This is a genomic window from Bacillus sp. AY2-1, assembly GCF_008368965.1.
Taxonomy (GTDB): Bacteria; Bacillota; Bacilli; order Bacillales; family Bacillaceae_G; genus Bacillus_A; species Bacillus_A thuringiensis_S.
The window spans coordinates 22634-38060 of sequence record NZ_QPEL01000061.1 but is presented as its reverse complement, the minus strand read 5'-3'; the positions used below and the strand labels follow the sequence as shown (position 1 = coordinate 38060).

The window sequence follows — 15427 nt, the reverse complement described above, 5'->3', positions numbered from 1 at the left end:
ATCCTTTGCCGACCTTAAATTTTGCAATTTATAAAGAATGATAGATAATCCTTTTTGGAAATAACAATTAAAAGAGAGAGATAACATTGATTATTGACTGTATCAAAAGTTAAATCACTTCTTTACAGAAGGAGAAGGAGAATTAAGTCAATCGGATGAATAGTATAGTCCTGCTAATATCCCAGAGTATGTTATAAATGATATTGCCACTTGGGTGCAAGGAAGAGTGAAATGAAATTAGCAACTATATTTTTAAATGACTATTTTCAGAGACAACAAGTGAATTAGGGGGGACTGGTTTAGAGGAATCCCCACATGAAAAGACCTGAAACTGTCTTCCGTATAGCGATAATAAAGATGTTTAATTTCTAATATAGAAAACAATAGCGTTGCTACATTCAATATGTAGTAACGCTATTTAAATTTTTTAAAACAGGGTTAAATTTTTCAAAAAAATTACCTATCAAAAATAATATTCAATTAAATTCATAAGTTTATCCCGCATTAACGGACAGTGAGACCCCCACCTCAAAATTCAGCGAGAGCAAAGAAGTGAGGTGGGGCGGGCTGCCCGTAAAAGCCCGATTGGTGAGGGCTGATAATCAGTGGGGGATGAACAAAACTCCCACTGATTAAAGTTTCACTTTATCCTTTACTGTATCTTGTAACTACATTTTACCTTGCTGTAGAGAAACAAAAAACATTTTTCTTATTCAATAATTCCAATTTCTAGAACCTTTTGAACAGCTTCTTCTTTGTTGCGGACTCCTAGCTTTGTATAAGCTGTGGAAGCATAATTTCTGACCGTACCATTCGATAAATATAACCTTGATGCTATGGTAGTGTATCGAAGTCCCTTTGCCACTAGCTGCAATATTTCTATCTCCCTAGCTGTTAGCTCATAAGCGGTTGCTTTTGATTGTGGTGTCTCTTTTTGCTCATCAAACTTCTCAAATATTTTGTGAGACATTCCCTGATCAATCAGTGTCCCACCTTTGTGAATAAGTCGGATCGTATTAGCTAGCTCCAATGTTTCAATAGATTTGAGTAAAAAACCATCCGCACCGTTGCGAAGTGATTCCAACGCCTGTTCGGTATCCTGAAAAGTTGTGAAAATCAATACGCGGATATGTGGCCATTGTTGCTTAATCTTTTTGGTTGCTTCAACTCCATCCATGTGCTGCATATCTAAATCCATAAGTATAACATGGGGTTGAAGGCGCCCACACAAATCGATGGCTTGATTGCCATCCTCAGCTAAACCGACTACATTTAAATCTTCATATCTATCGAGTAGTGTCCTCAAACTTTCCCGAACAAATGGTTGATCGTCTACAATTAACAAACGAATAAGTCCATCTTTTATTTCAGTTTGTCGCGGTATGGTACATGTAACAAGCATTCCTTCCTCTGGCTTTGTATATACAGACAATTGCCCTTGTAAATTCATTGCTCGTTCTTTCATCGCATTCAGACCGAAGCCTTCCTGCCATTCTACATTTCCTTTTCCATTATCTTGAACTTCTAATCTCGTATATTGTTGTTCAAACTGCAATGAAACTATAATTTCAGTTCCCTGACCATGACGTACTGCATTCGTAAGGGACTCTTGTAAACAACGAATGAATGCGATCTTCGCTTGCCGAGACAGTGGATATTCCTCTCCGAATGTCCTAAAACTTACATTTACCTGAGCGTGCTCCTGAAATTCGACCCCAAGATTTTGTAGAGATTGAATCAAGGAAGGCGATTGACACGGAGACTCCATTTGATGTAAGTAACCTCTCACATCTTCGATGCTTTTACGTCCCATTTCAAGCAGAGAATCTAGCCTCTGTATACCCATTTCAGTAGCAATTTCGGTACGCAACGTTTCCATCCCCATAATAATAGAAGTATAAGCGTGACCAACTGTATCATGAAGCTCACTCGACAGTCTGTTTCGTTCTTCCGCCAGTGTAATGCGTTCAATCTGAGACATATATTGCTCAAGTACCGCGTTTTGTTTACGAATCGCTTCATTTTGCTTATGATTGACGATTAATAAATGGAAAGCGAAGCCCATTACATAAGCAAGTCCATAGTAGGTAACTAAAATCCAATAGCTATTACTTGGCGCAACCGCATAGAGAATTCCAGTTGTTATAAAAACTGTTGTTGGAGCTGTCCAATAATAGGACAAATGCTTACTATTCGCAGCAATTAGAAAAGCCGATATCAGAAATGTAACGTTAGCTTCCGGAAATAAAGAGGTTAAATATATACACAGTCCACCATATAGCAGTATTTCTGTGAACAAGTAATATTTGTAATTGAACAGTAAGGCTACCCATGGAATCGAGAAGGCAACAACCTCCCAAAAAATAACAATCCAAAGTGGCAATGTTAAACTATCCTGAAAATCGAATGTGGTTATGGCGATAGAGACACTAACAAGTATACGGACTCCTAACATAATCCAATCGTACCAAAACCAATACTTAACCATATCTAACAAGTCATTTACCCCCTAAGTAGCCTACCTTTTTACTTCATATATTATAATTTAATCCTTCATGCCTATTATACTTTTAAATTTAAAACTGCGATACTACTCACAGATTGCAAACTTCTATTGATTTAGTTGCTGAATCATACTACGTGTATAGCCCCCAATTTTCTGTGTCAAACCTTCTACTATTCTAATACTTATGGCGGTAAATACTATACCCATAAACATTACAAAGAGTGACTTGGCAAACGTATCTATCTGTATGAATATAATATTCATATCGATGTATCGATACAGTAGTGGTGCCAACAGGAACATAAGTGGCATTACATAAAAAATGATTGCACTAATAAGACTGAAAATGCCAATCACAAATTTCTGCATTAACCAATAGACAGCAGACCAAGTGCGACGATCTGTAAGTACTAATTTCACCTGAGCCCAGTTCGATGTATCCATTGTTATATTTCTATCGTAAGAGTCTGTTGAAATATCTGTATAAATTTTCGTCTGTATGCGCTCGAATTGGATAAAGTGTGTGGTAGTCTGTAGTACGCGCATAATTAATGGAATCCCAACAACAGTAAATGAAAGGGTGAAACTAAATAGCAGAGCTATTAGATAAAAACAAAAATAAAACAATCCTGTAACGAAAGTTAGCAATAAAAAATAACCATTCTGGATGAATTTTGATTTCATAAAGTTCATCGCTCCTATCTATGTAATAACCGAATCATACTGCTTTTTTTGTCATTCTCACTAGTGTAAAAGTGTCATATGACATTTCTAAATGATGCTAAAAAGGGGAGAGCAGCCTACTGCTGGTTAAAAAGATGCTTATATCCCGCTATTTGCCGGGCAGTAAGACCCCCACCTCAAAATTCAGGTGGAAGCAAAGAAGTTAGGTGGGGGTCGGGCTGTCCGTAAAAGCCCGATTGGTGAGGGTTGATAATCAGTGGGGATGAACAAAACCCCTACTGAATAAAGTTTCACTTTATTAATCCTCCACAAAACAATCCCGTTTTTGCATTTGCAAGAACGGGATTGTTTTGTACTTTTATTTAATATGAGATGGACTTGTTTTTCGAATGTGAAAAATAATATCAAATTGCTCAAGCAATGATTTATCAAAGTATGTCGATTCGTTTGGGAATATTTGTCCCCCTATACTTAGTAATGGTCTTTTGGCTTTAACCCATTTCTCTGCTTGTCCTTTAAGGTGACGGTTATCCAATAAAAACATGTTATATGGTACTTTTCCGAGGGTATAGTTAAAACTATTTACATTTTGTGGAATCGCACGCGTTGTAATCTTACCTCCAGTAGAAGGATCATATTCGCTGTATAAGGTGAAATTCCCCTTCGTAGTTGTACTACCAATTGTGACATAATTATTGTCTAAACGTTCCTTCAAAAATTGCCCCGCAACATAAGGGTATAATTTCTCATCGATAATTCCTTTAGCAATATGAATATTGTGTCCCCATACCATCGTTTTACCACCAAATGTTTCTTGTGCCCACATTGCATGATCGGCCAAGTATTGCTCATGTAGCTTTAACATACTTGGATAGTCGTTAGGAATTAGCATTGTGGTAAATTTCTCTATTGCACTTGCCGTTGCTTTCGCCCAGATGTACTCGGGTGAAACTATTTCTGTGTTGGCTTGTTTATTCTCATCTTTTAGTAATCGAGCTACTCTCTCAGCGTTTGCTTTGAACTTTTCTTTTATTTCAGGAGCAAGGTCCATATATTCCTGTGTACTTCCATTAAAAGCCGACAATTCTTTATAATTTTCTTCTACTTCTGCCAGCAAATTTGGTCGATGCAGCCTTACATAATCAATTACTTTATTAAAGCAACCTTGGTCCAATTCCTTTAAGTCGAGCCCAATAAATTGGATCTTTTTTTTATTGGATGGATCGGCATTATAATCTTTCATCCACTCAATCATGGCTATAATTTCATCAGTAGGATATAACAAGTTTAAAAACTCCCTAGGGTTTCCTTTTCCTGTTTGGATATATTCATTTAGCTTTAAGCCGTTTCCCCAATCTTCTTCCATTGCGAAATTTGTAAAACCCATCTCAGTAACCAAATATTTCACAAGGCGAAATTTCATAGTGAAAATTTCAGAGCTTCCATGAGTATTCTCTCCTAACCCCACATATTGCGCGCTCCCAATCATTTTCTTAAGTGGTTTTAAATCCTCAAATGGTTTTGACGGATCTATCGTTTTTAATGGGTTAGCCTGTGATTGTATTGATTTAACTATATTTTTTTGGATTGATTGACCTGAATTTTCGACTGCTACCGTTTGAGCGTTTCCTACTTCCCCACATCCTGTGACTAATAAAGCTGTACTAACCATTGTAATTATTCTTTTCTTATTCATTTTTTTCACCCCAATTGAATTATTTTTAAAAGCAAGATTGATTCATGTACTTGCACGTATCAATTGCCTTAATTCAATTGTTATCTATCCCATATCATATTTTCTAGTTACATATTGTCATAAGGTTAATTGACACAGGTCATAGACTAATCATTACACTTTTGTACTATCGGCTATGACAACTTATAAATAATAATTACATTGATGAGTCGCAAGTAAGACTAGATTATAAATTTGGGAGGGATTTTAAAGATGAATGAATCTGTATGCCAAAATATTTTTATGCTAAGTTGTGTCTGTGGAAATGAGAAGAATTAAATTCGATAAACAAGTGAATGAAAGGGGAAGGGCGGATTACAATGATATTACACGCAAAATCGTTTCACAATAAAGATAAAATCCAACGTGCTAAAATAGGACTTCAACTCTTTCTGAGTATCTTAATCATTACTTCTATTATCTTAAATGTAGTAGTAATAATTACTAAAAGTATGCCGCTTATTGTGGTATATATGTTTACCCCAGCATTTTCTTCTATTTTGACTCGCATAATACTGAAAGAAGGGTTTAAAGATGTATCTTTTAGTCTCGGTAACTTAAAGATATGGAAGGGGATTGGGTTTGCTCTGCTAATACCTATGATTATTTGTGGAATTACTTATTCTATCTCCTGGTTGAGCGGAATTGCGGGGTTTCAGCATCCCGAAGGTGGTATGTTAGAACCGATCTACAATATACTTGGACTTCAGTATCTACCGGAACCAATCAGTTTCATTTATCTAGTAGTATTGAGCGGCGTTTTAGGAAGCTTGCTTAACTTAATCCCAGTTTTAGGAGAAGAAATGGGCTGGCGAGGTTATATGCTCACAAGGCTAATCGATGCAGAGTTTTCACGGCCTATCCTTATTAGTGGATTGATTTGGGCAACGTGGCATGTTCCAATTGTTATCGCTGGTCTATATGTAGAGGGAACATCTGTCTTTCTTTCAGTACTTGGCATCTATTTTTGTATTGTGCCATTCAGTTACATTACAGCTTATTTACGACTTATCACAGGTAGCGTTTGGCCTTCGGTTATCATCCATACTACTTGGAATGCCATTATTCAAGGACCTTTTGCACGTGCAAGTACAGGATATCAAACTGAGATTTGGATTGGAGAATCTGGCTTGATAACCGCTATTATTATCTTGGCTACTGCAATAATTATGTCTCGAATCGTAAATTTTACTAAATAGCATACGGATGTGTTTTAAATAAAATTGGTGCAATATGCCAAGGAGAAATAAGATGCTCCTAAAAATATTAGAAAAAATCTAGTTGAACGGACTCTTACTTAATCTTAGGCTGTTGGACATGTGGTGATACCCCATCGTCATCAAGCTAAGAAAATAAAGTTGGTTGCCATAAAAAACATAATGTTTTCATTTTAAGGCTATGAGATGAAATTTCATCATCTTCATCACGTTTGACCTTCAGGAAGTAAAAAGTTAAGCGATTATACAAATACTCTAACTGAAAAAACGGTATTCTTTCTATCTAAGATGTAGAAGGACTATCGTTTATTTTTTTGACAAAATTAGGGGGTGATGTTCATAAAATGGAGAATATAATTCGTATTTTACGTAAAGAGGAAAAATTTTCCGAATAAGATTTAGCTAATTTTCTTGATGTATAACGATTGATTGAAATTTCACTTTATGACTTGTAAAGGGCTGTTCAATGCATCGTACCATTAAAAAATCTAAATTTAATCGATGAATTGCGATAAAATGTGGTCGGAAATAATGAAATTTTAGGAAAAATAAGGTACACTAGTCTATGATTTTAGTTGAAAATCGTTTGACGTTAATGCATACGGGGGAAAGATTGATGAACAACAATACAACAAATGAATCAGTTGAAGAAATTGATCAAAAACGAGTAAGATCAAAAAAACGTTATACAAATTGGAAGTTTATCGCAGTGGGTATTGGTGTAATTGCACTTCTTATTGGGGGAATGAGTTATTATCAGGCAACTCACTTCAATTCGAATGTTACAATTAATGACACAAAAGTTGGTGGTCTGAGCGCTGATCAGGCAATACAGAAATTAAAGACATCTGGACTAGCAAACAAAGTCTATGTTGATCAACAACAAATTTTAGATGAAAAAGATACAAAAACGGAACTTACGGAAAAAGATTTGCCTCAAGTTAAGAAACTATTAAAAAGTCAGTGGACATTTTTCCCTACCTCAAAGGGAGAAAATTATTCATTGCTACCAGAGAAGGCAGATCAGTATCGTAGTGAAACGATGAAAAAACTTGTAGAAGAAAAGCTCATCTCTATGAATGCAAAATTAAAAGCGCCTCAAGATGCTATGGCGAAGCTAGAACAAGGAAAAATAGTTATTTCGAAAAGTGTTGAAGGAAAACAGTATGACGTTACTAGTCTACTAAAAGATTACGATAAGCAAAAATATAAAAGCGAAATTCACCTGAAGTCTGCATACATAAAACCTATTAAAGAAGACGATCCAATTGTCAAAAAAGAGGAGAAAGCACTACAGAATCTTCTTGGGCAGTCTGTTGAGTATAAAGTGCAGAATGAAGTTTATCCTTTAAAAGCGAAAGATTTAATTCAAAATGCCTCTATGTCAAAGGATATGAAAGTTACAATTGACGCGAGCGACATTAAGAAGAAAATTATTGAAATTAATAATGCCAAATCAACATTAAATAAAGATTTCTCATTTAAAACGCATTCCGGTTCAATCATATCAGTAAAAGGGCAAGGCTACGGCTGGGCACTAGATGTTGAAAAAGAAACTAAACAAGTTCAACAAGCCTTTGAGAAAGGCGAAAAATCGCTTTCTGCTTCTAATATTCATGGAAATGGTTGGGAGAAGGAAGGTATCGGTTATAAAACAACATCGAATAATGGCATCGGAGACACATATGCAGAAGTTTCAATTGCAGAGCAACAAATTTGGATTTATAAAGATGGAAAATTAGTTGTTACAACAAATGTAGTAACTGGTAAACATAGCACGGGTGAAGATACATCACCAGGTGTTTGGTACGTCCTATATAAACGAACACCATACACGCTCAGAGGCAGCGCAGTAGGTAAAGCTGATTATGCAGTTAAAGTAGATTACTGGGTCCCATTCACAAATAGCGGTCAAGGGTTCCACGATGCCGGTTGGCGAAAAGACTGGGCAAATAATGCTTATTTAACAGGAGGATCAGGTGGGTGTGTGAACCTTCTTCCTAATGTTGCAAAAACTGTATATGATAGTTTGAACACTTATGATCCAGTTATCGTGTACTAAAAAATAGCTACGTATCAAGAAATAAACAAAGCAGGAAATCTTACCTGATGGTATATGAAAAAAACACCTCTTGCATTCGCATACTAAGTGTGCAAATGCAATGGAGGTGTTTTTGTTTGAATACAAGAGTGTATTGCTTATAAGAAACAAAGTAGGAAGAGATTAAGAATAAGTATTCAAATAGTCAATAAAATTGACAATGAATATCATTTTCACTTAATATAGAATCGTCGTATTTAATTAGACATGAATTTTTTGTTAATATAATAGATTTCTATTAAGTTGTCACATGTAAGAACTATCATTAAATCTTTTAAGAATTTAAACGTAGGAAAGGGTAATATAAAATGAACTGGAAAAAAGGCGGATTATGGGTTATTATTTTTTTCGTTGTAAAAGGCACAATTTCTACACTTTTAATCGTTACAGGTGCTAAATATTTTGATTTATCATTTATGCAACTTATCTTATTAATTCTGACCTTATTAGTGATTTCTCTAATAAGTCGAAAATTGCTGTATAGACATAAACAAAACAAAAAGCAAAAAGAGCTAAATATATAATGGAGCCCCAGAGACCGTTGGATTTCTGGGGTTTTATTTCGATAGTTTTTTCGCATGTATATCAATTTAACAGAATAGGTTGTCCAAAATGATAAAATCGATGATGTTTAAAATGCGTCAGTTATTTTTACATAAGGATTGTAGAGAGCCTTTAAATATCAATCTTTATTTTGAAGCGACAGATGCGCATAAATTATGCTTGTTTTTCAATTGGTAGTTTAAATGTAAAAGTACTGCCTTCTCCTAATTCACTTTCAACTGTAATTTCTCCTCCGTGTAGTTCGACAATCCATTTTACCATAGACAATCCTAAACCTGTGTTTCCGATGTTTGAAGATGTTCGTGCTGCGTCAACTCGATAGAAGCGGTCCCATATTTTAGTAATATGTTGCTCGCTGATGCCTATACCATTATCAGAGACTTTACCTATTATGTTGGTTTCATCACGGAATAGTTGCATATTCACAGTTCCACTCGCTTTGCTATATGCAATTGCATTCGTTAGTAAATTCATTAATAAACGCATCATCAATGTTTGATCTGCTTTAATAAAGAGGTCTTCCTCTATATTAGTTGTTATATCAATCGAAGCCTCTTGCACCATTAATGAGAGCTCTTCTACGACGATTTCCGTTAATTCACTCATATTGATACATTCAAATTGGAAAGTATTATGTTTCCCTTGGTCAGCTCTTGCCAATAATAAGAGTTGTGAGATTAGAGTGGACATTTTACGTGATTGCCTTAAAATTACTTCTAACGATTCTTCCGTTTCTTTCGGATTATTCCTCTGTGATAAAGCGTATTCGCATTGCGAAATAATAACAGATGTTGGTGTTCTTAATTCATGAGATGCGTCAGATGTAAATTGTTTTTCACTTTCAAATGATGTCTCCAATCGCTCGAACATTTTGTCAAAGGTTTGTGCTAAATGATACATTTCATCTTTTGGTGAACCTTGTAAATTAATTCTTTTCGAAAGGTCTTTACCATCACCAATTTTACTAGCTGAATCACTCATTTGTTGCACAGGTCGAAACGCTCTTTGCGTAATAAAATATCCTCCGACTGCCGCAATGAGAATAAGTAATGGGAATGAGATGATTGTTACCACGATAAGCGTATTCATCGTTGATGATAATTGGTTCATAGTCATTATTCCACGAACCCAGATTTGCTCATCGCCGCCTGCATTATGGAGAAAATCATATACTATCCATTCTTTATTACCGTCTTTAATGGTTTGTATTTCATCAGATTTAAGCAATATATTTTTATTAAAGCTTGTAGGACTATTTCCTGCTAGCAGCTCACCTTGTTTATTATAAATACTTATATTTACGCCATCTTCTAAGGCTTCAAAATCATCGTCCATCTTTAATTGTCCATGCTTATATTCGATATCTTCCATGCTTTCTTTTACTGTGCTCTTCAATTTATCTTTCATATTAAAAAGCAAAACTTTATCTGAAGAAGTTAAAATAAAAGCTAACACGAGTGCCATAATAATTACAATTAGCCCCGTATACCACAGGGTTACTCTCATTTTTATTGATAGTCTTTTCATGATTCTACTCGCAATACGTAACCAGTTCCTCGCACTGTATGAATTAACTTCGTTTCAAACTGGCTATCAATTTTTTTACGAAGATAGCGGACGTAAACATCAATAATATTCGAGCCACCTTCATAATCGTAATTCCACACATGTTGCTCAATTTTATCTCGTGTCAACACAACTTCTTTATTACGAATCATATATTCTAAAATAGCAAATTCCTTACTGGAAAGAGTGATAACTTGGTCTCCTCGTGTTACTTTATGCATATTGCAATCTACCACTAGGTCAGCGATTTCAAACACATTAGATGTATTTCCTGTTTTTCTTCGCATTAACACTCGAATTCTTGCTAACAGTTCGTCAAAAGCAAACGGCTTTACTAAATAATCATCCGCACCTAAGTCGAGTCCTGTTACACGATCATCAATTGTATCTTTAGCTGTAAGAAGCAAGACAGGAGTTGTATTATTGTCCGCGCGTAATCTTTGTAATACTTGTAAACCATCTATTCCGGGAATCATAATGTCAAGGACAATCAAATCGTAGGTAGCCATGTTTATATAATCCAGGGCATCTTCTCCATTCCTACATGCATCGACACTATAATGTTCTGCATTTAATCGTTTTACCAATATATTTTGTAAGTCTTGTTCATCTTCGACAATAAGAACTCGCATTAACATTCTCCTTTTCTTCTTATTAATATGTATCACTATAATTCCAAAACATTAAAGCAAGATTAGAAACGATTTAATTATATCATTTTATCCAGCATTAACGGGCAGTAAGACTCCTCCTTCAAAATTCGGCGAATGCGAGGGAGTTAGGGGAAGTCGGGCTACCGGTAAAAGTCTTCACTTTATTTTTTTATACATTAATCTTCCTTTAATGTTTGTTCAGTAATATAAAGGCAAGGATAAGGTGCACATGTAAAGGGAGGAAAACAGAATGCGAAAATGGATGCTGATTGGAGCGATATCTTGTTTATTGTTAACAGCTTGTTCTACTCAAGCTGTTAACAATACAGAAGTACAACAACTGAAAGTGGAAAATGATAAATTACAAAAAGAAGTTGCTCAACTACAACAAGAACCAAACAAAACAGAGCCTGCTACGAATGATATGAAGCAAACACAAGATTTCAAAAACGAAGTCACATCTATTGTAGAAAAAGCAAGTAACACGAAACCAGTTGGAGCAAAAGAAGAAAACTTAAATACGTACTTAGCAGCAAAAAAAGAAATTGACCAATTGGATGACAAGATAGATCTATCTGATAATCAGCTAGAAGCAGATTATCACGCTGGAACGATAACTGTTGAACAATATCAAACGCAAGAAAAAGAACACGATATACTGGAAGATCAATTAGAGCAAGTAGAAAATGCACTTGAAGCAAGATTTGGAATAGAGGATTAATCTATAAGGAGTGGATGAAAATGTTAAAACATAAAAAGAAAATAATTATAAGTGTAATTACTATTTTAGTAAGTGGTATTGCTATTGTTGGTGGATATTATGGTATGGGTTACAATTATGCAAAAAAGAATGAAAACTACACAGAGAAACAAGTTCGTGAAATTTCTTTAGCTCATACAAATGGAGAAATTATTAATGTGAAAAAAGAATTCGAATTAGAAGATGACAACTTAGCACAATCAAAATTTGAATATGAAGTGGAAATTAAGACACCTGATAATCTGTTAAATATTTTAAAGGTTAGTGCTAGAACGGGTACAATAGAAATCGATAATGAAGATTGAAAAAATATCGACAAATAAAATATTACGTACTTGATTTTTGTTATCGATAGCGAAGAAAAAGACGGTTCCCTAATTTTACAAGGGAATCGTCTTTTTTTTGTTCTATGGATCTATGCATTTTTTATACTTTCCTATCCTGGTGCGGTTTTAGGGTTCTTGTCTGTTATTGGATTAACTGAAAAACTGTATAAAACCTTGTATACCCTTAGTGTGGTTTTTTCCGAAATACTGGCGGTACCCCGTCGCTATCAATCAAAGCTCATACAACGTCAATTATATTAGGGGGTGTTTCAGTTCTCGTTTTATCTTTTTACAATGATGAATATGAAATAATGACTTCCACTTATAAGAATGTGAAGAAGTGTTGATGCCAGTTGGAACTGTGGTAAAGGTTGAGGGTGGAATCTAAGGGAATATTAGAGATGTGCATGAAAGGTTATTAATCCATCTTCTATAAAATCGTGGGATTATATATGTACTTATTATCCTGGAGATTTTAAAATAAAACCTATCTAATTATAGAAGTGATTTGAACGTAAGGAAATTGTAAGAAATGGATAAGAAAAAAGAAATTTTTATTGTGTAGGATACAAATATAGAGAAGCGTAAAAGAGGGAGGGTAAATAGGATACATTTATACGAAAAACAAACTAGTAATAAGAGCATTCTATTGGTGGCAATTACTGAAAGAACAGAATACTCACTACAGTTCCTACAGGAAAGGGAAGAATCAATGGATATGGTCTAGGAATCTATGAAATTATATTTCCTAGCGGTGTCCCGATATGGGAACATACAGATGTTATTCTAGGATTTGATACTTTTGCTGGAGGGGCATATGTTGACGGCAATTTGAACAGTATGGGTAGAGCCGAGAATACTGGTCTTTTTAAAAGTATTTTACTTGTTGAATATAGACAGTAGGGATAAAGCCAGAATAATAGTTTATGTGATGTTTGTAATTGAACAAATAAAAGATGAAATCGATCATTTATCTAAGGAGGAATTTTTCTTATGGAAAATAAATTATCTGGATTGTTAGCCGCTACCTTAGCTCTAACGATGAGTCTACCAACAGGAGCGATAGCGTCTTCTAGCAGTAAGACTCCGGTTGTATCTAGCCAAGAAGTTGCTAGCAAAGATTTGGAGAAGATTGCTGCAGAGAACGCTGCACTGCTCACGAAGTCCTATGAGACGACTAGTGTACAGTATGCGCTGATTGATAATGGTAAACTTATTTTGTCGGGGCAGACAGGTAAGAACGACATAGAAGGGAAAGAGCCACTAACCAAAGATACTCTATACGGAATTGGTTCAACCAGTAAAGTATATACAGCTGCGGCTGTTATGAAACTGGTAGACGAAGGAAAAGTTGATTTGGATGCTCCTGTTGCCCGCTATATTCCTGATTTCAAAATGAAAGATAAACGATATAAGCGTATTACACCGCGTATGCTGTTGAATCACTCCTCGGGTTTGCAAGGTTCGACGTTCAATAATGCATTTTTATTTAAAGATAATGATGCTTATGCCCATGATATATTATTGCAACAATTGTCCAACCAAAACTTGAAGGCAGATCCTGGTGCGTTCTCAGTATACTGTAATGACGGTTTTACACTGGCTGAGATCTTGGTAGAAAGAGTCAGCGGTATGAGTTTTACTGAATTTCTACATCAAAAGTTTACAGAGCCATTAAAACTGAATCATACGATAACATCGCAAGACAAATGGGAAGACGAAAAGCGGGCTGGACTGTATTCTCCGACATACCAGGGACAGCTACCAAGTGAAATGGTGAATCTAATTGGTACGGGAGGAATCTCTTCTACTGCAGAAGATGTGGTGCGATTCTCACAAATATTTATGGGACAGGGAAAAGAAATTCTCTCTAATAAAGCAGTCAAGGCGATGGAACAAGAAGAATATAAAAAAGGAATGTGGCCGGGAGATAGCGGAAATGTGTTCAACTATGGACTTGGCTGGGATAGTGTGAAACTATACCCATTCAGTGAATATGGGATAAAAGCGTTGACTAAGGGTGGGGATACGATACTGCAACATGCTACATTGGTCGTGCTTCCAGAACAGAAGATGGCAGCAGCTGTATTGTCCTCCGGCGGCAGCAGCATGACAAATCAACTGTTGGCAAATAAATTACTGCTAGCTAGGCTTAAAGAGAAAGGGACAATTAAGGATATAAAGCCAGATAAATCCTTCGGCAAGCCCGTCAAGGCTAAAGTACCTCAAGACGTGGTAAAAAAAGCAGGATTTTATGGAAATAGCTATAGCCATTTCAAAATAGAAATTACGAAGAAGGGAGAACTGGTTTTACCAACTAAACCGGAAGAAAAATATGTATATACGGCGGATGGAAGCTTTATAAATGAGAAGGGTACTTCCAAGCTTAACTTCGTCACAGAGAAGAATGGAAAAGTTTATTTGAGAGAGAGCACATATGAATTATCACCGGGATTGGGGCAAAATGTGCTGACTCACTATTTAGCCCAGAAATTAGAAAACAATGTGTTACCGAAGAAAACAGCTGCTGCATGGGCGAAGCGCGAGGGTGGCAAGTTCTATCTCGTTAACGAAAAATTTAATTCTATGAACTATCTAGGGCAACTAATGCCTCTTAACACACAAATTACGATCAAGGATGGATATTGGGACGGCAAAAAAATTACAGGTCCGAATATGGCGACGCATCAAATTCAAATTCCTGTGATGAATGGGCGGGATACAAAGGAAGCCCATTTCTATACAGAGGATGGTACTGAATATATGGAGATGTCCAGCTTTTTATACGTCAGTGAATCTAACGTAACACCCCTTGATACAGGTCAATTATCGAAAGTTACATTGCAAAAAAATGGGCATGCGAAATGGTTTACGGTCCCGCAAGAGGCAGCAGGGAAAACGATGAATGTGGAGTTGCCATCAGGAAGTTCATTCGCGGTGTATGATGAGAATGGAGTATGCGTCAATTTTACCGTCGTTAGTGATAATAACAAAGTGAAACTACCAGAGAACGGAACGGTTGTATTTGCTGGCGCACCGAACTCCGAATTTACAGTCGCATTGAACTAGCTACAACTCGGGATAGACTTCAATAAAACAGTGCGACATGGAAAAGATATTTTATTTGTATCTTAAGTATTACCTTAAATGATATTACAATTAAATTCTTAGCTTAATAGCAATGGGATAGCACCACATGCCTATCAGCCTAAGAAAATAAATCACCCCCATGTCCATCAAGCTAGTAAAAATAAATACCTAAAATATAGTAAAATTGACATCTCCAGAGTAAAAATGTAAAAAATTATTGTTTAG

11 protein-coding genes and 1 pseudogene are annotated in these 15427 nt (G+C 35.7%); 7 read left to right on the top strand and 5 right to left on the bottom strand.

Features of this window, described 5'->3' with window-relative positions; all coding sequences use genetic code 11:
- Positions 1 to 40: 40 nt before the first annotated feature.
- Positions 41 to 235, top strand: a pseudogene (locus tag DN403_RS15340) (alpha/beta hydrolase); the annotation flags it as partial.
- Between the two features lie 474 nt (positions 236 to 709).
- Here the strand turns inward: DN403_RS15340 and DN403_RS15335 are convergent.
- The 3 genes from DN403_RS15335 to DN403_RS15325 all read right to left on the bottom strand — a co-directional run bounded on the left by DN403_RS15335 (position 710) and on the right by DN403_RS15325 (position 4886).
- Positions 710 to 2497, bottom strand: a complete 1788-nt coding sequence (locus DN403_RS15335; RefSeq protein WP_042598280.1) for a helix-turn-helix transcriptional regulator — start codon at positions 2495 to 2497, stop codon at positions 710 to 712.
- A gap of 114 nt (positions 2498 to 2611) precedes the next feature.
- A complete protein-coding gene (locus tag DN403_RS15330; protein WP_000836849.1) occupies positions 2612 to 3190 on the bottom strand; it encodes a sensor domain-containing protein in 579 nt (192 codons plus the stop codon).
- Between the two features lie 358 nt (positions 3191 to 3548).
- Positions 3549 to 4886, bottom strand: a complete 1338-nt coding sequence (locus tag DN403_RS15325; RefSeq protein WP_016077491.1) for an erythromycin esterase family protein — start codon at positions 4884 to 4886, stop codon at positions 3549 to 3551.
- A gap of 359 nt (positions 4887 to 5245) precedes the next feature.
- Between DN403_RS15325 and DN403_RS15320 the strand changes: the two genes are divergently transcribed.
- From DN403_RS15320 to DN403_RS15310, 3 genes are all read left to right on the top strand, one after another.
- Entirely contained in the window at positions 5246 to 6124 is an 879-nt protein-coding gene (locus DN403_RS15320; RefSeq protein ID WP_042598278.1) for a CPBP family intramembrane glutamic endopeptidase, read from the top strand.
- A 634-nt stretch (positions 6125 to 6758) separates the two neighbouring features.
- Entirely contained in the window at positions 6759 to 8204 is a 1446-nt protein-coding gene (locus DN403_RS15315) for a L,D-transpeptidase family protein (protein WP_001064075.1), read from the top strand.
- A 347-nt stretch (positions 8205 to 8551) separates the two neighbouring features.
- Entirely contained in the window at positions 8552 to 8767 is a 216-nt protein-coding gene (locus tag DN403_RS15310; protein WP_001104104.1) for a hypothetical protein, read from the top strand.
- A gap of 193 nt (positions 8768 to 8960) precedes the next feature.
- On the opposite strand, the gene DN403_RS15305 is transcribed toward DN403_RS15310, so the two are convergent.
- Positions 8961 to 10334: a sensor histidine kinase gene (locus DN403_RS15305; protein WP_016077493.1), complete on the bottom strand. Its 1374-nt coding sequence runs from the start codon at positions 10332 to 10334 to the stop codon at positions 8961 to 8963.
- Entirely contained in the window at positions 10331 to 11005 is a 675-nt protein-coding gene (locus DN403_RS15300; RefSeq protein WP_001264535.1) for a response regulator transcription factor, read from the bottom strand. The genes DN403_RS15305 and DN403_RS15300 overlap by 4 nt, the downstream gene beginning before the upstream one ends.
- 271 nt (positions 11006 to 11276) lie before the next feature.
- Here DN403_RS15300 and DN403_RS15295 point away from each other — a divergent pair, with 271 nt between their 5' ends.
- From DN403_RS15295 to DN403_RS15280, 3 genes are all read left to right on the top strand, one after another.
- Positions 11277 to 11747, top strand: a complete 471-nt coding sequence (locus DN403_RS15295) for a hypothetical protein (RefSeq protein WP_001233659.1) — start codon at positions 11277 to 11279, stop codon at positions 11745 to 11747.
- 20 nt (positions 11748 to 11767) lie between these two features.
- Positions 11768 to 12091, top strand: a complete 324-nt coding sequence (locus tag DN403_RS15290) for a PepSY domain-containing protein (RefSeq protein WP_149185561.1) — start codon at positions 11768 to 11770, stop codon at positions 12089 to 12091.
- Positions 12092 to 13105: 1014 nt separating this feature from the next.
- Positions 13106 to 15181, top strand: coding sequence for a serine hydrolase domain-containing protein (locus DN403_RS15280; RefSeq protein ID WP_000428426.1), 2076 nt, complete (start codon positions 13106 to 13108; stop codon positions 15179 to 15181).
- Positions 15182 to 15427: the final 246 nt, after the last annotated feature.